Consider the following 20,814-nt stretch of genomic DNA (forward strand, 5'->3'; position numbering starts at 1 on the left):
ATACTTTATCTACTTATACTGTAGACTGTTGTATCATGGCAGCATTAACATTTAATAAGGATGTAAAAGTCGTGACACGTATCGTTGTTGTAACTTCTGGTAAGGGTGGCGTTGGCAAGACCACCAGTAGTGCTAGTTTTTCTGCTGGTCTGGCTATGCGAGGTCACAAGACTGTTGTAATAGACTTTGACGTTGGGTTGCGCAATCTTGATCTAATTATGGGCTGTGAAAGAAGAGTTGTATATGATTTTATTAATGTAGTGCAAGAGGAAGCAAATTTAAATCAGGCGTTAATAAAAGATAAAAAAGTTGAAAATCTTTTCATTTTACCTGCTTCCCAAACTCGTGATAAAGATGCATTAACTAAAGATGGGGTTGAATTAGTACTCAAAAACCTTAGCAAAATGGGATTTGAGTATATTATATGCGATTCACCAGCAGGTATTGAGACTGGTGCTTTAATGGCGGCATATTTTGCTGATGATGCAATCATTGTTACAAATCCTGAAATCTCTTCTGTTAGAGACTCAGACAGGATATTGGGTATTTTATCTTCAAAATCTAAAAGAGCTATTAATGGTGAGGAACCTATTAAAGAATATTTACTAATTACTAGATATAATCCTAAAAGAGTAATGACCGGGGAAATGCTTTCTATATCAGATATTGAGGACATACTAAGAATAAATCTTATCGGAGTAATACCAGAATCTGAATCTGTGCTACATGCATCAAATCAAGGACTTCCTGCTATTCATATGAAAGATACCAATGTCTCTATAGCATATGAAGACTTAGTTTCTCGTTACTTAGGCAAAGAAGTTGCTATGAAATTTACAGAGCAAGAAAAACCTAGCCTATTTAAACGACTGTTCGGAGGCAGATAAAATGTCATTTTTATCATTTCTTCTCGGAGAAAAAAAGAAATCAGCAGTAGTCGCAAAAGAAAGATTACAAATAATACTTGCGCATGAACGCTCTACAAAAAACTCACCAGATTATTTACCTAAACTTCAACAAGAATTAATTACTGTTTTATCTAAGTATGTAAACATAGATCTCGATGATATTAAGGTCAATGTAGAAAGACATGGGTCACTTGATGTTTTAGAAGTAAAAATAGAAATGCAAAAGAAAGAAAATTCTTAATTTAAAACAACACTACTACACCTAATAAAGTAGTAGTGTTGTTTTCTATCTCAGTGATTTGTACTTTAATCTTTTAGGACTTGTATTCTTATTCTTAGATTTTTTATAATTCTCGTACTCGTTATAATTCCCATTGAAAAATACAACTTCGGAATCACCCTCAAACGATATAATATGAGTTGCTATTCTATCTAAAAACCATCTATCATGGCTGATTACAAGAATAACTCCTGGGAATTCTAACAATGCATCCTCTAGAGCTCTAATAGTTTCAACATCAAGATCATTTGAAGGTTCATCTAGTAGCAAAACATTACCACCGGTCAGGAGTGTTTTAGCTAAGTGTAAACGTCCACGTTCACCTCCAGACAAATCACTAACCCGCTTACTCTGATCATTTCCCTTTAAGTTAAAACGACTAAGATATGCTCTTGAAGACATGGAGAATTTGCCAATATTTATAACGTCAGCTCCATCTGAAATATTTTCAAAAACAGATCTGTCATTAACTAGAGAATCTCTAGACTGATCAACAAAAGCCATGTTTACAGTTTTACCTACTATAATTTTCCCTCTATCTGGAGACTCTGAGCCAATAATCATACGAAATAACGTAGATTTACCAGCTCCATTAGCACCAATTATTCCCACTATAGCACCTGGAGGGATTTTAAAACTTAAATCATCTATTAATAATCTATTTTCATAAGCCTTACTCACGTCGATAAAATCAATTACATCATTACCTAATCTATCGCAAGTTGGAATAAATATTTCCTGTGTTTCGTTCCTTTTCTGATACTCATATGATGCTAATTCTTCGTAGCGATTCAATCGCGCCTTAGCCTTGGCTTGTCTACCTTTAGGGTTTTGATTTATCCATTCTATTTCTTTTTTTATAGTTCGTTGACGAGCACTTTCGATACCCTCTTCTACTTTCAAACGAACTTCTTTCTGAAGCAACCAAGAACTATAATTACCTTTCCAAGGAATACCATGGCCCCTATCTAGTTCTAATATCCATTCAGCAACATTGTCTAAGAAATAACGATCATGAGTTACTGCAACAACCGTACCTTTGAAATCATGCAAGAAATGCTCTAACCATTCTACACTTTCCGCATCTAAATGATTAGTAGGTTCATCTAGTAGTAATATATCTGGTTTAGACAACAACATTCTGCATAAAGCAACTCTTCTTTTTTCTCCGCCTGATAAATTACCAATCTTTGCTTCCCAAGGTGGAATTCTCAAAGCATCAGCAGCAACTTCCATCTGTAATTCAGAATCATCAAACCCACTGGTAGAAGCGGCAGAAATAACAGATTCTAATTCAGCTTGCTCAGAAGCTAATCTTTCAAAATCAGCATCTTCTTCAGCATAAGCAGCATATATAAATTCTAGACGCTTTTTTGCTTTTAAAATATCATTAATCCCTAATTCTACAGCTTCCCTAACTGTTAATTCATTATCTATCAGCGGTTCTTGAGGAAGATATCCTATTTTTAGCCCTGGCAGAGCCAAAGCTTCTCCTTCTATCTCTTTATCAACACCTGCCATTATTCTTAACAATGTTGATTTTCCAGATCCATTTAAACCAAGAACTCCAATTTTAGCACCAGGGAAAAAAGAAAGAGAAATATCTCTCAAAATATACTTATTCACTGGCACAATCTTGCTTACACGGTTCATGGTATATACGTATTTTGCCATGGCTATTTATAAATACTCTTCAAGAAAAAATTAAACAATAACCCTCAGTACAAAAGTACTGATTAAAATTAGTAAATTAAAGCATATTAACGGTTATATATGCTTTAAAGTAGGAGAATTTACTATTTTTTAATAAAATCAGTCATAACAAAACAACCCACTTATTATTATCATTCAATTTTATAAAAAATCTATCATCCTAGTTAAATAGCATTCTAAGCTAAGAACGTTTTACTTTTTCTAACATTTTAAAAACATTTTTTGGCAAATCTGCAAATAATCTTTTATAAGCTTTACCCAGACAACGGCGCTCGAGAGTATTCCTTCTTACACGTTTACGTTCCGCCATAATAAACTCCTTTTATATAAAAACTGTAATTAATACTGGTCTTTTATTATAACCTGTTTACAATAAAAACTCTTGCAAAATCATTGGAAAATATAAACAGCGATATTGTAATTATATAATTTCTTTTCAGGACAATTAATAGCAAATCATGAAATCTTATATAAAGGTTACTGGAGCCAAGCAGAATAATCTAAAGAATTTAAGCTTAGAAATAGGAACTGAGGACTTTACAATAATAACCGGAGTATCTGGCTCTGGGAAAAGCTCACTTGTTTTTGATACTATATATGCAGAAGGACAACGCAAATACATAGAAACCTTCTCTCCGTATGCAAGACAATTTCTAAATCAAATGGATAGACCTGATGTTAAAAATATAAGCGGATCCTTACCAGCAATAGCAATCTATCAAAAAAATCATATAAAAAATTCACGTTGTACTGTAGGTTCTCTTACAGAAATTAATGATTATCTAAAAATAATATTTGCCAATAACTCTAATTTATTTTGCGAAAAATGTAACCAAATAATAAAAAAACATACGCCAGAATCTATATTGGAAGATTTAAATAAAAAACTAAAAGCAAAAAAACAAAAAATAAAGATAACATTTCCAATAATTGTCTCTTCAAACATAAGGAATGATGTACTAGAATCTCTTTCGAAAAAAGGATATTTCGATATATATAAAGAAGAGTATATCAATAATAATAAAACTGACATTAGAGCTATTTTTGTAACACAAGACAATATAAACTTATGCGAAGAAAATCAAAATCGCTGCTATGAAGCACTGGAGACAGCTATGTTCATGGGTAGTGGAGAAGTAGTTATATATTATTACTATGATCAAGAACATAATGAAGTAACATTACGTTACAATAGCAACTTAAAATGCAACAACTGTAATTTATTATATGATGATGTTTCCCCTGGTAACTTTTCTTTTAGTTCTCCACTGGGTGCTTGTAGTAGTTGCAGTGGTTTTGGCGATATATTAGAAATTGATATTGATCGCGTGATACCAGATAAGAATAAAACCTTAATGGAAGGAGCAATAAAACCTTGGCAAACTAATACCTTTAAATCATGTCAAAATGATCTTGTAACTTATGCAAATATAGCCTCTGTGTCTTTATCAACACCTTGGAAGGACTTACCTAAACATCAACAACACTGGGTAATATACGGTGATCATAATGAAGAATACTCTCCAGGCAAATGGTATGGCATAAAAAGATTTTTCTCTAGCTTAGAAAAAAAAACTTACAAGATGCACATAAGAATTTTGCTAGCAAAATACAGAAAGTATTCAGTCTGTCCTGAATGTAACGGTAGCAGATTTAAGCATAAATCATTGCTATGGCGTATTGGAAACACAGAAAATAATCTTCAAAATAATTTCCCTAATAAAAGATCTTCCATCGTATATAAAAATGATAGTACAGTAAATATAAGTGATGTATTACTGATGTCGGTTAATGAAGCACTAAAATTATTCCAGGCATTAAAGAAAAATCAAGACTTAATTAAATCGGATAATCAGGCAATTCAGGAAATAGAAACCAGATTAAATTTTTTGATAGATATTGGGCTTGGCTATCTAACACTTGATCGTAAGGGAAAAACTCTATCTGGAGGAGAAATTCAAAGAATAAATCTAACCACTGCTTTAGGATCATCATTAATAAATACAATGTTTGTCCTAGATGAACCATCTAATGGCCTACACCATAAAGATATACATAGACTAGTGAGATCAATAAGAAAACTTAATCAGTATGGAAATTGCTTAGTAGCTATAGAACATAGTATTCAATTAATATTATCTGCAGATAGGATATTAGAACTAGGACCAGGATCAGGAAGGAATGGTGGTAATATAATATTTGATGGATCTCCTTGCGAATTATATGAGGCCGATACAATAACAGCAAGATATGCAAGTAATAAATTAGAGTTTAAGAAAAAACTCTATACAAAATCTATTGATCTTAGCAGAAATGCATTAATTATATCAAAAGCCCACGCAAACAATTTAAAAAATATTTCCGTCAAAATCCCACTTCATAAATTAGTATGTATTACAGGAGTATCTGGGTCAGGCAAAACGACACTTTTGAAAGAAATTATATTCAATGGAATAAACAATAAAAAGAATTCTGAGTCATGTGATGATAGGAAACTATTTGAAAAGATAGATGGCTATAAAGGTGAAGTGACTCTAATTGATAATTCGCCAGTCATTAGAAGCAATAGATCTAATGTTGCTAGCTATATTGGTATATTTGAAGAAATCAGAGTACTATTCTCTCGAACCTCCTTGTCTATAAAAAGAAAATATTCTCCTATTACATTCAGTTTTAACAGTGGCCACGGAAGGTGTCCAACCTGTAGTGGCAGTGGTTTAGAGTATGTGGAAATGTATTTCTTGCCAGATATATATTTATGCTGTAAAGACTGTGGCGGAAAGCGTTTTAGAAAAGAGATATTAGAAATATATCTAGAATTAAATAATAAAAGAGCATCTATAGATCAAGTACTTGATATGACTGTAGCAGAATCTATTGATTTTTTTAGTAAAATTGATGGAATAACTAGTAAACTATCCACGCTTATTGATATAGGACTGGATTACCTAAAACTAGGTCAAACATTAGCAACTATGTCTAATGGGGAATTAAGAAGAATAAAACTAGTATACAATGTTATAAACACGTTTAATAATAACTTAAAAAAACAAAATAGTCATCTGCTTTTAATAGATGAACCTACGCTAGGCTTACATGTAAATGAAATATACGCTCTAATAGTTTTTTTACATAAACTTATAGATATAGGATATTCCATAATACTAATAGAACATAATTTAGAGGTTATAAGAGAATCAGACTGGATTATAGATTTAGGCCCGGAAGGTGGTGATAACGGGGGCTACATTGTAGCAGAAGGCTATCCAGAATCACTGGCTAATAATAACTCGTCTTATACTGGGAAAGCACTAATTTATGATAGCAAAGAAATCAGATCTTGTAGTAAAAATAATCTACAAAAAAAGAACAATAATTTAACAAGTGAAAAATATATAGAAATATATAATGCTAAAGAGAACAATCTACAAAATATCGACATCAAAATACCATTAAATCAATTTATAGTAATTACAGGAGTTTCTGGATCAGGAAAATCTACAATTGCATTCGATATTTTGTTTAATGAAGGACAAAGAAGATATCTTCTCACGCTAAACGCTCATGCCAAATCAATTATTCAGCCATCAAGAAGAGCTAACATAGGTAAAGTTGTAAACCTACCGCCTACTATAGCTATAAAACAACATAAAGAATTCGGGAATTACAAATCAACAGTCTCAAATATATCAGAAATAAATAATTTTCTAAGACTAATATATGCCAAACTAGGTGAACAACACTGTCCTTCATGCAATGCTACTATTGAAACAAATACAGTTGATCAAATTGTAGCCAAAATATTAAATAATTTTTATAAACAAAATGTAATAATATTCTCACCTATAAATACAAAGAGTAATAATTTTAGAAAACATATAGAAAAAAAAGATATCGAACTTTTATTTATTAATAATAAATCTATAACTAAACAGGAATTAGAATCTTTATCCAACACTAATCTTATTGTGGTAGATATTCTAATCGGAAATATAATAATCAACAATAATGAGGAAGATAAGCTTAGAGAATTAGTAAATTATGCTATCGATAATGGCGATGGTTTTATAAAAATAGTATCAATAAACGATATAAGTAATAGTGTATTCGATGCTAGATACATATCAGAACTATTATCTAAAAAACCAGTTTATGAAAAATTATTTAATTCAAAATCGTCATGTGTTAATTGTAATAAGGTATTACCGATATTAGAGCCATTATTATTTTCTCATAATTCTAAGAACGGATATTGTATTGCTTGTAAAGGAACAGGGATCATAACTAATGGGAGTAGTATAAAAGATAAATTTTACTCAGAAGACATAAATTTATGCAACAAATGTAGTGGTAAAAGACTTAATGAAGCGGCACTTTCAGTACTTTGGCAGGGTTACAATATAGCAAATATTCTTTCTATGTCGGTTAACGAGGCCATTAATTTTTTTAAAGAAATAAAAATTACAAATAGAGAAGCTTTAATAGTGAAAAGCAGTTTAGAAGAAATCTCAAACAGATTAGATTTCATGAAAGAAGTGGGTTTAGGTTATTTAGAGTTAAATAGGCCAGAACCTACCTTATCTGGTGGAGAATCTCAAAGGGTACATTTAGCAGCACAACTAGGATCTAATACCCAAGGGGCATGCTATATTCTAGATGAGCCAACAATTGGACTACACCCTACAGATAATAAAAAATTGATAAGATCACTAGTATCTCTAAGAAATAATGGTAATACTGTAATAGTAGTTGAACACGATTACGACATGATAAAAGAAGCTTCATATATAATCGACATTGGTCCTGGCGCAGGACGTCAGGGAGGTAGAATTGTAGCACAAGGCAAATTAAGTGATATATTAAAATCCAAAGACTCAGTAACAGCTAAATTTTTAACAAGTGACAAAACAAATAATCTTTATGAAAGAAGAGTAATAGACAATAAAACAAAATTTATACAAATAAAAAATGCAAGTATGCATAACCTTAACAGTGTTTGTGCTAAATTCCCATTAAACTGCTTAAGTGTTGTGACTGGTGTATCTGGCTCTGGAAAATCTACGCTTATACAAGAAATTTTATTTAAAAACATACATTATGCACTTGAAAATATTAATAATAAAAATTTCATTAATTGTGAAAGTATAGAAGGAATAGCTAACATTCATAGAATAGTATCAATAGATCAGAATCCTATAGGTAAAACTCCAAGATCATGTCCTGCAACTTATATTGGCTTTTGGGATGAAATCCGCAAGAAATTTGCAAATACTACAGGATCAAAAATAAAAGGATGGAGCAACTCAAGATTTTCATTTAATTCAAAAGATGGAAGGTGCAAAGAATGTAATGGCCTTGGTACCAAAACAATAGAAATGAATTTCATGCCTGATGTTAAGATAATGTGCGAATGTTGTGATGGATTAAGATTCAACAAAGAAACACTAATGGTTGAATTTCTTGGTAAAAATATAGGAGAAACGTTAATGATGGAGGTAGATCAGGCCATGGAACATTTTGCAAATTTCCCACTAATACATAAACCTCTAAAATTTTTACATGATATAGGACTTGGATATCTTTCTATAGGTCAATCATCTTCTACATTATCAGGAGGTGAATCTCAGAGGATTAAAATTATATCAGAGCTTATAAAAAATGATGCTTTAATAAATAAAAATCATAATAATATAAAGCAACATACGCTATACATTATGGACGAACCAACTACTGGGTTGTCTATGTCAGATGTAGATCGTCTTACAATAATGTTGCAAGAACTCATAAACTCCGGCAACTCTATTGTTGCGATAGAACACAATCTAGATTTTATATCTCGTGCTGACTGGATAGTTGATGTTGGTCCAGCTGGTGGATCTTGTGGAGGTAATATAGTTTTTCAAGGAACACTCAAATCTCTATTAGAGAAAGCTTACAAATTAACATTAACACAAGAAGCTGTACAGAATTTCTTACAAAAAAACAGTAGGAAAAGTATTATCCTTTTAGCATTCTAATATGTTTTTTAAAGCAATATTGGCACTAACAAAACCCATTGTTGCTGTTACTGTAACAATAGACCCATATCCAGAACACGATAGGTTATGGGTAAATTCTTTTTCACATCCTAATAAAGGTATTCTTATCTGTTGATTAAACCATATAGCTGTAATACCCATAGTAGGTATAGATTTCTTTCTTTTTTTATTAATTATGTGTGTAGGGAAACCATAGCTACGTCTAAGAATGTTTCTCATTTTAGATAAAATAGGATCATGAGTTGCCATCGAAATATCACCAGATAATAATTTTAAAACATCAGTCTTGCCTCCTGCGCTACCACAAACTATCAAAGGCAAATTATTTTGTATTGAATACAAAGATAGCGCTACCTTAATATTAACATTATCAATACAATCAATTATTGAGTTACATTTGATGTTTATTGTGCTGCTAATATTATCAAGAGATAAGAAATCTTCAACTATGTGAATGTTACAATCTGGATTTATTTCTGCAATCCTATCTGCCATTACTTCGACCTTTGACTTTCCTATAGTTGAAATTAAGGAATGTACTTGCCTATTTATATTTGACTCGGCTATATTGTCTAGATCAACTAATGTTAAAGAACCTATACCGGATCTTGCTAAGGCCTCTGCTGCCCAAGAACCAACACCACCTATACCAACAATAACTACATGAGAGTTTTGAAGTTTTTGATAATTTTCATAACCATACAGCTTGATGATTCCACTAAATTTTCTTTCTATTCTTGTATTATTCATAATAATTTTTGATATAAATAAAAAATTTTCTGAAATAACATGAACAATAAATACCTAAAGTAATACAGTACTTTCACTATTTATTGTTAGACTTTTCAAGAAAACGCTATAATTATTACACAAATTGTTATCTTGCTATAAAATTATTTTCTTACACTTAAAATGGATTAAGCTATCATATGTTACTATCAAATTTACGACAAGACTATAAAAAAGGTAATCTTACAGAAAAAGAATTAAAATCATCACCTTTTGATCAATTCACATCATGGTTTAATGATGCACTAATAGAGAAAATCCCAGACCCTAATGCTATGGTTTTAAGTACTGTTAATGCTAAAGAAGAACCTTCTTCAAGAATAGTATTATTAAAAGATTTTGACAGTAATGGATTTGTTTTCTACACAAACTACAATTCTCGTAAAGGTCAAGACTTGGAATATAATGCAAAGGCATGTTTATTATTTTTCTGGCAAAAGCTAGAACGTCAAGTCAGAATAGATGGATTAATAAGAAAAAACGACTCTAAGGAATCTGACTTGTATTATGAAAGCAGACCATTGGAATCCCGTATAGGTGCCTGGGCATCTATACAAAGCAAAGTAATGAGTGACAGGAACGAACTGGAGAACCGCGTTAGTTTCTATAAAGAAAAATTTGGCAACAATCCACAAAGGCCAGAATACTGGGGAGGCTATATACTAGAACCTAAATTATTTGAATTCTGGCAAGGTAGATCATCACGCTTACATGATAGAGTCATTTACACTAAAGATTACGAAGATAAATGGAAGATAGAAAGATTATATCCATAAAAACAATAAGCACATTTAACAAAAGTGCGAACGTATGGAATATGAAATGCAAGTTCAACATAAAGAATTTAGAAAACTATTAGGTAACTTTGTTACAGGAGTAACAATTATCACTACGCATGGCTTTACAAACAAACCATGTGGACTAACTGTTAATTCTTTTAATTCTCTCTCATTAGATCCACCATTAATTCTTTGGAGCTTATCAATTAACTCCACCAATAAGAATATTTTTCTAAATTGTAGTAACTATGTAATACACATCCTTTCTAGTGAACAAATCGAAATGGCAAATTCTTTTGCAAGAAAAAATTCATCTGATAGATTTAAAAACATAAGAACAAAATTTTCTCCTAGTGGAACTACAATGCTAGACACAGAACATAAAGCCTGGATAGATTGTAAAAATCACAGGCAATATGTAGAAGGAGATCACATAATAATGATAGGAAAGGTACAATATTACAAATATTCCGATTCAGAACCTTTGATGTTCTATAACGGTGATTTTTATGAAAAAATTTCACATATTTAGTATCATCTCAAAAGACTTTTCAAATGTATACAATAAAAATTAGCAAATTAAGTGAGACTATAATTTTGGCTAAATCTATAGCTAAGTCGATAGATAAAGAAAAATTATTGAATAGCAAAGTGATTTATTTATATGGTGATCTTGGAACCGGAAAAACTACTTTTGTAAGATATTTTTTGCAAAACTTTGGCGTATCAGATAATGTTAAAAGTCCTAGTTTTTCCATAATGGAGCAATATCATATTAATGGACTTCAGTTCTATCACTTTGATTTTTATAGATTTGATTACCAATCAGAGGTGTTGAGTATAGGGCTTGAAGAGCTAGATAATAAAAATACCATTATATTGATTGAGTGGCCAGAAAAAGCCATGGAATTCTTACCTAAACCTGATTTAGAAATATTTCTATCATGCTCAGATATAGAGAATAACGTGGAACGCTACGCTACTTTATCTACACAGAAGAATAAAGAAGGAAAATGGTTAACAAATATAATAAATTCTTACGAAAAAATGTCAGATCATATATAAAAAAATTTTTAAATAAAAACTTATTGTTACTAGCACTTATATTTTATACAGCCAATTTTTCTTTTGCTTCTGAAATCTTAGACATACGTATTTGGCCTTCAGATGAATACACAAGAGTAACAATAGAGTCTAAGGAAGAACTTGATTTCAATAGTTTCTCTCTCAATTGCCCAGAACGTCTAGTATTAGATGTGAAAAGAGTTGCTAATGTTTCAAGCTTTTATGGCTTATTAAATTACTACAGACATAACGATCCTTATATAAAGAATATTCGTTTAGCAAAAAAATCATCTGATAGCATGAGAATAGTATTTGACTTAAAACAAGCAATTGATCACAAAATATTCTCATTAGAACCAATACATTCTTATAAATATAGGACAGTAATAGACTTGTCTACAAGAGACCCTATAATGGCTATTATTAATAAGAATAAATACAAAAAAGATAATAACAAAACAGAATATAATAATCACACATTCTTATCAGAGGATACACATAAAAATGAAAAGAAACTAGTTCTAGTAATAGATCCTGGACACGGTGGTGAGGATCCTGGGGCAATAGGAGAAAATGGACTTCTGGAAAAAAACATTGTCTTAAGTATTGCCAAAAAAATAAAAGAACTAATGGATACGCAAAACAACATTGATGTATATTTAACACGTGACCAAGATTATTTTGTGCCATTATTAGCACGAGTACAAAAGGCAAGAGATTTAAAGGCAGATCTTCTAGTATCCATCCACGCTGACTCATGGATTAATAGAAATGCTAGAGGATCTTCCGTATTCACATTATCTTCATATAAAGCATCTAGCGCATTAGCAAAATGGATAGCTGATAAAGAAAACGAATCAGATCTGATTGGAGGAATAAATTTACATTCACATGACAAAAACTTAGTAAAAGTGATACTAGATTTATCTACAACCGCTCAAATAAAAAGTTCTATAAAAATAGGGAAATTGTTACTAGACGAAATAGAAAAAGTCAATTTTTTGCACAAAAGTAATATAGAACAAGCCGATTTTGCAATACTAAGAGCTCCAGACATACCATCTGTTCTTATAGAAACCGCATTTATAAGCAACCCAAAAGAAGAAGAACTGTTAAAATCAGATGCATATCAAAAGAAATTTGCAGAAGCTATTATAAGAAGCATAAATTCATACTTTAAGATAAATAGTAGTGATATTTAACTATCCTAAAAAATAAAATCGTAATTCATAAATGAGTTTATATAAATATGTACAATAACCGTCCAATCTTACAACTTCCTGATTATTTAATAAATCAAATAGCAGCAGGAGAAATTATTGAGCGCCCCTCATCAATAATTAAAGAATTATTGGAAAATTCTATTGATGCGAATTCTATGAATATAGAGATATACATAGATGGTGGAGGGATTAAAAATATAACTGTAATAGATGATGGTATGGGCATACCTCATAATGAACTTAGTTTATCATTACAAAGACATACAACTAATAAAATATATAACCTATCTGATCTTAGAAATATAACATCTATGGGATTTAGAGGAGAAGCTTTAGCATCAATTTCATCTATAACTAGATTGGAAATAATTTCACGAACTAAAAAAGATAATCACGCATGGCAAGTTAGCAATACAGACTTTTTAGTAAAACCTTGGCAAGGGAAAGTAGGAACAATAGTCAGTGCTAATCAAATCTTTGATAATATTCCTGCACGTCGTAAGTTTCTACGTTCTGAATATACTGAACTTGCTCATTGCATTACTGCAGTAGAAAACATTGCTTTAGCTCATCCTAAAATATCGTTTAAGATTTACAATAAAAATCAGATTGTAAAACAATTTCTAAAAACAGATTACGAACAACGTATATACGATATTTTAGGAAAAAAAATTCAAGAAAACTCCATAAAAGTTTCTATGTCTAATGAAATCATGGAAATAAGTGGAATCTTGTCTAATAATGCTGATATTAATCATAAACATAATTACAGATACTTATATGTAAATAAAAGGTATATTCATGACCGAATTATAACTCATGCAATCAAGACTGCTTATTCTGATATAAGTTATGGCCGACAGCCACCTTCTTTTATTATCTTTCTAAATGTAGATCCAGATAGTATTGATATTAATGTGCATCCTACTAAAAATGAGATTCGTTTCTTAACTGGCAATGTGGTATACCAATTTGTTTTGAAAGCAATAAATAATGCAATTTCTAGTTTTAGTATTAAAGATATTGTGGCTCACAAAGAAAAATCTGACAATCAAGAAGAATCTATTAATCGAGTGCCAGAACAAGTTAGCATGGATTACACATATAGTAATACAGAATCTCTAGAATTATTAACTGTTTCTGAGGATGTAAATGATAATAAAGAACACCCACTTGGATTAGCCATAGCACAATTGCACGGAACTTATATACTAGCTCAAAATAGTAGTGGATTAATAATTGTTGATATGCATGCTGCTCATGAACGTATAATCTACGAAGAATTAAAAGATTCTTTCAAATCAAGAAAAATTCAAACTCAAAAACTTTTATCACCAATAATCTCCAGGACAAAAGAAAAACTTGTTCAACTATTAGAAGAATATGAAGAATGGTTTAACATGCTTGGATTCGAAATAAAACCATATACTCCTGACTCGATTGCAATATACTGTATACCATCATTATTATCTGGACATGATGTTGATAATTTAGCAATTGATATGCTAGAAGAATTAAGCTCTATGGGACATTCTATACTTATCGAAGAATATAGCAATAGAATAATATCTACAATAGCTTGTCATTGTTCAGTAAGAGCCAATAGAAAATTACATATAAATGAAATGAATGCCTTGCTCAGAAAAATGGAAACTACAAGAAGATCTAATCAATGTAATCATGGCAGGCCAACGTGGTTATATTGGTCTTTAAAACATATTGATAAAATGTTTTTGCGTGGACAATGAAATATGCTAAAAAAATTATTTGTATTACAGGACCTACCGCTACAGGTAAAAGCTCTGTAGCAACGGAACTTGCAAGAAAATGGCCTATAGAAATTATTAATATGGATTCTGCAACAATATACCGCGGCATGGATATAGGAACAGCGAAACCATCTTTATACAGTAGATCAATTACAACTCAACATTTGATTGATATAAGAGAACCTTATCAAACATATTCCGCTGCTGATTTCTGTTACGACACAAATTCACTTATACAAGAAATTATAGATAGAGGAAATATACCAGTTATAGTTGGCGGGACAATGATGTACTATAACTCACTGAGGTTTAGTCTTGATAATTTACCTAAAGCAAACAAGGAAATACGGCAAGAAATAGAATCAAAAGCAAATACAATTGGATGGATAGAGCTTCACAAATATTTAACAAAAATAGATCCAGAATCAGCATCAAGAATCCATCATAATGATAAACAAAGAATACAAAGAGCAATAGAAATATACACAATAACTGGTAATCCGATGTCCAGTCTACTAAATATTAGGAAAAAAAAACAAGAACAAACGAACAAGTATATTACAGTGAGTCTTGAACCAATAGAAAGACAATGCTTACACAAAAAAATAATAGAAAGATTCAACTATATGATTGAAAATGGACTAGTCGACGAAGTTTATTCACTTTACTCACGTAAAGACCTAAACAAAGATATGCCCTCAATAAAATGTGTTGGTTATAAACAAATATGGGAATTTTTTGAAAATAAAGTGTCTTTAAATACAGCAATAGAAAGAAGTATAATAGCCACCAGAAAACTTGCCAAGAGACAACTGACCTGGCTTAGATCACAAAAAGAAAGAACAATCATAGACTGTTCTTCTAAAAAATTGATAGAAAATGTAACAGACATCATACATGCTACATTAGATAAACACTAACTCAATCTGTTTTACAGAACATAAGTCTGTGGAAGATCTTTTTTAGTTCTAACAACCTCACCTATTCTGCTAACTTTTTCACCATAAGAAATTAAAGTTTTTATAATATCATCAGCATCGCTATTGGGTACTACAATAACCATACCTATACCACAATTGAATACCCTGTACATCTCTTCGTCAGATATATTTCCATTTTTTTGCAGCCAACTAAATAAGTTAGGCATATTCCAAGAATCTCTAAACAATTTCGCAGACAAGTCTGGACTTAATACACGTGGAATATTATCCAACAGACCGCCTCCGGTAATATGAGCTAAACCTTTTATAGAATTACCGTATTCAGATATTAGTGACAAGATCTGCTTAACATATATACGAGTTGGAGCCATTATAACATCTGATAATGATTTCCCATGGAAATCTTGCTCAGGACTTGCTCCAGTGTGCTCCAATACTTTTCGAATCAAAGAATATCCATTAGAATGAGCCCCGCTTGATGCCAAGCCAAGAATAGCATCCCCCTCACTTATGGACTCACCATTTATTATTTTATCTTTCTCAACAGCGCCAACAGCAAAACCAGCTAAATCATATTCACCAACTGGATACATGCCTGGCATTTCTGCTGTTTCTCCACCGATTAGAGCACATCCTGCTAATTCACATCCCTTAGCAATACCTTCTATCACTGAAGCTGCTATATCAACCGATAGCTTACCACAGGCAAAATAGTCTAAGAAAAATAATGGCTCTGCTCCTTGTACTAGTATGTCATTAACGCTCATTGCTACTAAATCTATACCAACAGTATTATGACGATTCCATTCAAATGCCAATCGTAATTTTGTTCCTACACCGTCTGTACCGGAAACTAATACCGGTTCTTTAAAGTTTTTGGAGATTTCAAATAAAGCTCCGAATCCACCAATGCCCTTAAGCACCTCCTTACGTTTGGTGCGCGCAGCTAAGGGTTTTATTCTATTAACTAAGTTTTCACCTGCATCGATATCTACACCAGAATCTAAATAATTAAGAGATTTAATGTTTGAAGTAATCATATATAATTTAGGTTGAGTTAAGTAAAGGTAAAGCTTCACTTTTGAATTCTACGTTGAATCCACTAAAACTACAAATTTTTCGACCAAATTGATTTATTAATTAATAAACACAAACAAAATTTAAGTTTTTCATTATAATTAAGAACAAAGATATCCCATTTAATAGATAAAAAACCTTCATGAGACGTCATCAACTTCTCCTTAATGTATCACCTATATTGGAACCAACAATTGAAAATTATGTGGTAGGACTGAATGATGAAGCTTTATATTCAGCAATGTATTTGCCTACTGGAAGAGCTATATATTTCTGGGGACCAGATGGTTGTGGACGTACTCACTTATTAAGAGCTTTGTCTAATAAAGATAAGGCTATTTATATAAACAATAATCAGCTTGATGCTATCATAAATAAACTATATAGGGATGATGTAGATGATCTTCCTAATTTAATAACCATAGATGATGTTCATTTACTAAATTCATCGCAACAATCAAAAGTATTTAAACTATACAATACCTGGCGGGAGTTATCATTAACAAAAAAATCATTTTCTATGATACTGTCTGGAAATCAACCTCCAATATCATTAAAAATCAGAGAAGACTTACGAACTAGATTGGGATGGGACCTAGTTTTTAAATTGGAACCATTATCTGATCAAGATAAAACTAATGTGTTAAAAAAACTATCTGGTAAACTAGGAATATTTGGTATAGATAATGTTATTACTTGGATGATTCACCATCATGAACGTGATATGCGTAAATTAACAGCAACATTAATAGCTTTAGACCGTTACTCACTATCTACTAAAAGACCTATTACAATACCATTACTAAAGGAAATGATAGGAAACTTGGAGTTTTAATATTTTATGAATTATAAAAACCTCGTGCTTTTTGATCTAGATCATACTTTACTACCTATAGATAGTGATTATCAGTGGGCAAGTTTTCTAGCCAAAACCGGTCGCGCTGGAACTAGTCCAGAGGAAGCAATAAAGATAAATGACGACTTAATGGATCAATATAACAAAGGAACACTTACAGCAAATCAATCTGCAGAATTTATGCTTAAACTATTATCTATAAATTCAACGTATAATTTAGCTTTATGGCATGAAGAATTTATGAGAAATATAGTAAGACCTAATATTACAGAATCAGCAGTAAAGCTAGTACAAGAGCATTTAGAATCAGGTGCTGTCTGCGCAATAGTTACCGCTACTAATAATTTTGTCACAGAGCCTATAGCAAGAGCTTTTGGAATAAAAAATTTAATTGCAACAGAAGCAGAATACACTATGGGACGATTTACAGGTCGAATTCTTGGAACACCTAGTTTCAGGGAAGGTAAAGTTATTCGAGTAAACAAATGGTTATCCAATATTGGTTATAAAATTCAGGATTTCCATAATTCGTTCTTTTACAGTGATTCTATAAACGATTTACCTTTAATGGAATTAGTTACTAACCCTATAGCTACAAACCCAAGTAATAAACTACGTTCTTTAGCAGCAGATAGAAAATGGGAAATACTAGATATTTTTGATAATTTTGAAGATTTTAAATCTTAATGTTTAATAAAATAATTAAAAAATTACGTATGTTTTTTATGAAGCCTAAACTATCTTATATCGATAAGAGCAAACATGGTATTAATAAACTTAACATCTCCGAGAATGCTATAAAAGTATGTGAAACTTTGCATAAGAATGGTTTCGAGGCATATATAGTAGGTGGGGCCATTAGAGACCTTATATTAGGTTTGAAGCCAAAAGATTTTGATATTGCTACTAATGCTACTCCAGAACAAATAAAATACATTTTTAAAAGAGCTAGGATTATAGGAAGAAGATTTAGATTAGTACATGTTATTTTCCATAAGGAAATAATTGAGATATCTACATTTAGATCCTCTCCAATAGATATAAAACAAGATAAATTCGGTAGAATATTAACTGATAACTACTTCGGCTCACAATCAGAAGACTCAACAAGAAGAGATTTTACAATAAACTCCTTATATTATGATGCTAGAGAAGAGACGGTAATAGATTATCATAATGGAATATATGACTTAAAGAAAAAACAAATAAACATAATAGGAGAAGCTAGTATTAGGTACAAGGAAGATCCTGTAAGGATTTTAAGGGCAATAAGATTTGCTTCTAAAATAAATGGATCTATTGGTCATGATACGCTTAAATATATAGCAAGACAGAAACAATTAATAGCTAACATACCACAATCAAGGTTATTTGATGAATTAATTAAAATATTAACATGTGGTAATGCATTTAAGTGTCTGATGGAAATCAAATCAAATAAGTTACATATTTTTCTATTACCAACACTAGAAGAAACATTACAAAAAACAGACTCCATTAATTTTCTAAAAACATCTCTAGAAAACACAGATCAGAGAGTTTTGAATGGCAAATCAGTTAGTCCTAGCTTTTTACTAGCTATCATTTTATGGCCTCAAGTACAAGAAGAATACGAAAAGAATTATAAAAAAAACAAAAATGTATATATTTCTATGGTGTCCGCATCTGATTCTGTAATAGAAGATCAGCTAAAAGTTTTGGCTATACATAAGAGAATAATATCAGACATGAAAACAATTTGGTTTATGCAGCCAAAATTTGAAACTAGAAAAAATAAAGCTTCTTTTAATTTGCTACAAAACCCCAAATTTAAAGCAGCCTATGATTTTATTCTACTAAGAGCAAAATCAAATGATTTCGATAAATCTATTGCGCAATGGTGGACAAAGTGGCTAGAATCTAACGAAGAAGAGAAAGAAAATATGTTAAAAATAATAAACAAAACAAAAAAATAAAAGGCAGGAAGATAAATGTGATTGATAAAATCGTAGAATCTTATATAGGTCTTGGTTCAAATCAGGGTGATAGTATATCAATAATAGACAAGGCAATATCTGATTTATTTTTGATCTTTGGAAGCAACAGTATAAAATCTAAGCTATATATTAGCGCTCCAGTACAAGCTGATGGTCCAAATTTCATCAATGCTGTAGTGAAGATATTTACACAAAAAACCCCTTTAGAGCTATTAGGTATACTACAGGATTTAGAGAAAAAATATGGCAGAAAAAGAATCTATAAAAACTCTCCAAGAACACTAGATCTGGATATTTTATTATATGATCACAAAGTGATATATTCTAAAATTCTTACAATACCACATCCTAGAATGAAAGATCGTGCATTTGTTTTAAAACCAATAACCGATATAGATTCACATATAGAAATACCTTATTATGGTAATGCTCAAGAGCTATTGAATAACATAAGAGATCAATATATTAAAGAAATTGATGAGTGATATTTTAAGATGTTAACATTTCAGCAAATCATTATTAAACTACAAAATTATTGGGGCAAGCAAGGTTGCGCCATATTACAGCCTTATGATATGGAAATCGGTGCTGGCACTTCTCATACTGCAACATTTCTAAGATCAATAGGACCAGAGCCATGGAGTGCTGCGTATGTACAACCATCTAGAAGACCTAAGGATGGTCGTTATGGAGAAAATCCAAATCGTTTACAGCACTATTATCAGTTTCAAGTAGTTTTGAAACCAGCTCCAATTAATATAATAGATCTGTATATTGGCTCACTACTGGAGTTAGGTATAAATCCGGCTGAACATGATATAAGATTCATAGAAGACAACTGGGAAAACCCGACTCTAGGAGCATGGGGGTTAGGATGGGAGGTCTGGTTAAATGGAATGGAAATAACTCAATTTACGTATTTCCAACAAATAGGTGGCCTGGACTGTAACCCTACAACTGGAGAAATTACATATGGACTCGAAAGACTAGCAATGTATCTTCAGAATGTTGATGTTGTTTACGACCTTGTATGGACAAAAGATAGAAATGATAAAGATATATCGTATAAAGATATATATCATCAGAATGAAGTTGAGCAATCTGCCTTTAATTTTGAATATGCTGATATTGATTTACTGACTAAGCATTTCAATGATCATGAGCTAGAAGCCAAGAAACTTATATCAATACCACTAGCTTTGCCAGCATATGAAAAACTGTTAAAGGCCGCACATATATTTAATATATTAGATGCCCGTGGCGCAATAAGTGTTACTGAAAGATCTTCATATATAGGTAGAATTCGTAGTCTATCAAAATCTGTTGCCGCCATATATTACAACTCTAGAGAAAAACTAGGGTTTCCTATGCTAATAAAATAAGATTATAGATCTCAATAA

18 protein-coding genes are annotated in these 20,814 nt (G+C 31.3%); 14 read left to right on the forward strand and 4 right to left on the reverse strand.

Annotated features, from left to right (window positions below; genetic code table 11):
• Nucleotides 1-71 precede the first annotated feature (71 nt).
• Together minD and minE are read left to right on the forward strand one after the other, a co-directional pair.
• Nucleotides 72-887 carry a septum site-determining protein MinD gene (gene minD, locus ST1E_RS02820; RefSeq protein WP_041186020.1) on the forward strand — a complete coding sequence of 272 codons (816 nt, stop codon included), beginning with the start codon at nt 72-74 and terminating at the stop codon, nt 885-887.
• 1 nt (nt 888) lies between these two features.
• Nucleotides 889-1,149: a cell division topological specificity factor MinE gene (minE, locus tag ST1E_RS02825; RefSeq protein WP_015389732.1), complete on the forward strand. Its 261-nt coding sequence runs from the start codon at nt 889-891 to the stop codon at nt 1,147-1,149.
• Between the two features lie 45 nt (nt 1,150-1,194).
• Here minE and ettA read toward each other — a convergent pair whose 3' ends face one another.
• Together ettA and ST1E_RS03985 are read right to left on the reverse strand one after the other, a co-directional pair.
• A complete protein-coding gene (gene ettA / locus ST1E_RS02830; protein WP_015389733.1) occupies nt 1,195-2,862 on the reverse strand; it encodes an energy-dependent translational throttle protein EttA in 1,668 nt (555 codons plus the stop codon).
• Between the two features lie 220 nt (nt 2,863-3,082).
• Nucleotides 3,083-3,211: a hypothetical protein gene (locus ST1E_RS03985; RefSeq protein WP_015389734.1), complete on the reverse strand. Its 129-nt coding sequence runs from the start codon at nt 3,209-3,211 to the stop codon at nt 3,083-3,085.
• A 148-nt stretch (nt 3,212-3,359) separates the two neighbouring features.
• Here ST1E_RS03985 and uvrA point away from each other — a divergent pair, with 148 nt between their 5' ends.
• Complete coding sequence (gene uvrA, locus ST1E_RS02835; RefSeq protein ID WP_015389735.1) at nt 3,360-8,918, forward strand: excinuclease ABC subunit UvrA; 5,559 nt, start codon at nt 3,360-3,362, stop codon at nt 8,916-8,918.
• On the opposite strand, the gene ST1E_RS02840 is transcribed toward uvrA, so the two are convergent.
• Nucleotides 8,907-9,689: a tRNA threonylcarbamoyladenosine dehydratase gene (locus tag ST1E_RS02840; RefSeq protein ID WP_015389736.1), complete on the reverse strand. Its 783-nt coding sequence runs from the start codon at nt 9,687-9,689 to the stop codon at nt 8,907-8,909. The genes uvrA and ST1E_RS02840 overlap by 12 nt on opposite strands.
• 179 nt (nt 9,690-9,868) lie before the next feature.
• Between ST1E_RS02840 and pdxH the strand changes: the two genes are divergently transcribed.
• Genes pdxH through miaA form a run of 6 tightly spaced genes read left to right on the forward strand, consistent with a single transcriptional unit; the run spans nt 9,869 to nt 15,484 of the window.
• Nucleotides 9,869-10,504 carry a pyridoxamine 5'-phosphate oxidase gene (gene pdxH / locus ST1E_RS02845; protein WP_015389737.1) on the forward strand — a complete coding sequence of 212 codons (636 nt, stop codon included), beginning with the start codon at nt 9,869-9,871 and terminating at the stop codon, nt 10,502-10,504.
• Nucleotides 10,505-10,550: 46 nt separating this feature from the next.
• Nucleotides 10,551-11,039: a flavin reductase family protein gene (locus tag ST1E_RS02850; RefSeq protein WP_235043580.1), complete on the forward strand. Its 489-nt coding sequence runs from the start codon at nt 10,551-10,553 to the stop codon at nt 11,037-11,039.
• Nucleotides 11,040-11,062: 23 nt separating this feature from the next.
• The gene (gene tsaE, locus ST1E_RS02855) at nt 11,063-11,572 is read left to right on the forward strand and encodes a tRNA (adenosine(37)-N6)-threonylcarbamoyltransferase complex ATPase subunit type 1 TsaE (RefSeq protein ID WP_015389739.1); all 510 of its coding nucleotides are present in this window, start codon (nt 11,063-11,065) and stop codon (nt 11,570-11,572) included.
• Nucleotides 11,521-12,774 (forward strand): N-acetylmuramoyl-L-alanine amidase, encoded by a 1,254-nt coding sequence (locus tag ST1E_RS02860; protein WP_148283603.1) that lies wholly within the window; start codon nt 11,521-11,523, stop codon nt 12,772-12,774. The genes tsaE and ST1E_RS02860 overlap by 52 nt, the downstream gene beginning before the upstream one ends.
• Before the next feature lie 47 nt (nt 12,775-12,821).
• Nucleotides 12,822-14,543, forward strand: a complete 1,722-nt coding sequence (mutL, locus tag ST1E_RS02865; protein ID WP_015389741.1) for a DNA mismatch repair endonuclease MutL — start codon at nt 12,822-12,824, stop codon at nt 14,541-14,543.
• Entirely contained in the window at nt 14,540-15,484 is a 945-nt protein-coding gene (miaA, locus tag ST1E_RS02870) for a tRNA (adenosine(37)-N6)-dimethylallyltransferase MiaA (protein WP_015389742.1), read from the forward strand. Before mutL ends, miaA begins: the two co-directional genes overlap by 4 nt.
• Nucleotides 15,485-15,495: 11 nt before the next feature.
• Here miaA and purM read toward each other — a convergent pair whose 3' ends face one another.
• Entirely contained in the window at nt 15,496-16,545 is a 1,050-nt protein-coding gene (gene purM, locus ST1E_RS02875) for a phosphoribosylformylglycinamidine cyclo-ligase (protein ID WP_015389743.1), read from the reverse strand.
• Between the two features lie 179 nt (nt 16,546-16,724).
• Between purM and ST1E_RS02880 the strand changes: the two genes are divergently transcribed.
• Genes ST1E_RS02880 through glyQ form a run of 5 tightly spaced genes read left to right on the forward strand, consistent with a single transcriptional unit; the run spans nt 16,725 to nt 20,796 of the window.
• Nucleotides 16,725-17,417 (forward strand): HdaA/DnaA family protein, encoded by a 693-nt coding sequence (locus ST1E_RS02880; RefSeq protein WP_015389744.1) that lies wholly within the window; start codon nt 16,725-16,727, stop codon nt 17,415-17,417.
• A 6-nt stretch (nt 17,418-17,423) separates the two neighbouring features.
• The gene (locus ST1E_RS02885) at nt 17,424-18,125 is read left to right on the forward strand and encodes an HAD family hydrolase (RefSeq protein ID WP_015389745.1); all 702 of its coding nucleotides are present in this window, start codon (nt 17,424-17,426) and stop codon (nt 18,123-18,125) included.
• Nucleotides 18,125-19,393, forward strand: a complete 1,269-nt coding sequence (pcnB, locus tag ST1E_RS02890; protein WP_015389746.1) for a polynucleotide adenylyltransferase PcnB — start codon at nt 18,125-18,127, stop codon at nt 19,391-19,393. The genes ST1E_RS02885 and pcnB overlap by 1 nt, the downstream gene beginning before the upstream one ends.
• A gap of 17 nt (nt 19,394-19,410) precedes the next feature.
• Complete coding sequence (folK, locus tag ST1E_RS02895; protein WP_015389747.1) at nt 19,411-19,899, forward strand: 2-amino-4-hydroxy-6-hydroxymethyldihydropteridine diphosphokinase; 489 nt, start codon at nt 19,411-19,413, stop codon at nt 19,897-19,899.
• A gap of 9 nt (nt 19,900-19,908) precedes the next feature.
• Complete coding sequence (glyQ, locus tag ST1E_RS02900; protein WP_015389748.1) at nt 19,909-20,796, forward strand: glycine--tRNA ligase subunit alpha; 888 nt, start codon at nt 19,909-19,911, stop codon at nt 20,794-20,796.
• The last annotated feature ends 18 nt before the right edge of the window (nt 20,797-20,814 follow it).

The organism is Candidatus Kinetoplastibacterium galatii TCC219 (assembly GCF_000340905.1).
Lineage (GTDB): Bacteria > Pseudomonadota > Gammaproteobacteria > Burkholderiales > Burkholderiaceae_B > Kinetoplastidibacterium > Kinetoplastidibacterium galati.

Excerpts from the sequence above, each read along its gene's own strand:
- minE (WP_015389732.1), top strand. The coding sequence starts at position 889 with ATGTCATTTTTATCATTTCTTCTCGGAGAAAAAAAGAAATCAGCAGTA.
- ettA (WP_015389733.1), bottom strand. The coding sequence starts at position 2,862 with ATGGCAAAATACGTATATACCATGAACCGTGTAAGCAAGATTGTGCCA.
- ST1E_RS03985 (WP_015389734.1), bottom strand. The coding sequence starts at position 3,211 with ATGGCGGAACGTAAACGTGTAAGAAGGAATACTCTCGAGCGCCGTTGT.
- uvrA (WP_015389735.1), top strand. The coding sequence starts at position 3,360 with ATGAAATCTTATATAAAGGTTACTGGAGCCAAGCAGAATAATCTAAAG.
- ST1E_RS02840 (WP_015389736.1), bottom strand. The coding sequence starts at position 9,689 with ATGAATAATACAAGAATAGAAAGAAAATTTAGTGGAATCATCAAGCTG.
- pdxH (WP_015389737.1), top strand. The coding sequence starts at position 9,869 with ATGTTACTATCAAATTTACGACAAGACTATAAAAAAGGTAATCTTACA.
- ST1E_RS02850 (WP_235043580.1), top strand. The coding sequence starts at position 10,551 with ATGCAAGTTCAACATAAAGAATTTAGAAAACTATTAGGTAACTTTGTT.
- tsaE (WP_015389739.1), top strand. The coding sequence starts at position 11,063 with ATGTATACAATAAAAATTAGCAAATTAAGTGAGACTATAATTTTGGCT.
- ST1E_RS02860 (WP_148283603.1), top strand. The coding sequence starts at position 11,521 with ATGGTTAACAAATATAATAAATTCTTACGAAAAAATGTCAGATCATAT.
- mutL (WP_015389741.1), top strand. The coding sequence starts at position 12,822 with ATGTACAATAACCGTCCAATCTTACAACTTCCTGATTATTTAATAAAT.
- miaA (WP_015389742.1), top strand. The coding sequence starts at position 14,540 with ATGAAATATGCTAAAAAAATTATTTGTATTACAGGACCTACCGCTACA.
- purM (WP_015389743.1), bottom strand. The coding sequence starts at position 16,545 with ATGATTACTTCAAACATTAAATCTCTTAATTATTTAGATTCTGGTGTA.
- ST1E_RS02880 (WP_015389744.1), top strand. The coding sequence starts at position 16,725 with ATGAGACGTCATCAACTTCTCCTTAATGTATCACCTATATTGGAACCA.
- ST1E_RS02885 (WP_015389745.1), top strand. The coding sequence starts at position 17,424 with ATGAATTATAAAAACCTCGTGCTTTTTGATCTAGATCATACTTTACTA.
- pcnB (WP_015389746.1), top strand. The coding sequence starts at position 18,125 with ATGTTTAATAAAATAATTAAAAAATTACGTATGTTTTTTATGAAGCCT.
- glyQ (WP_015389748.1), top strand. The coding sequence starts at position 19,909 with ATGTTAACATTTCAGCAAATCATTATTAAACTACAAAATTATTGGGGC.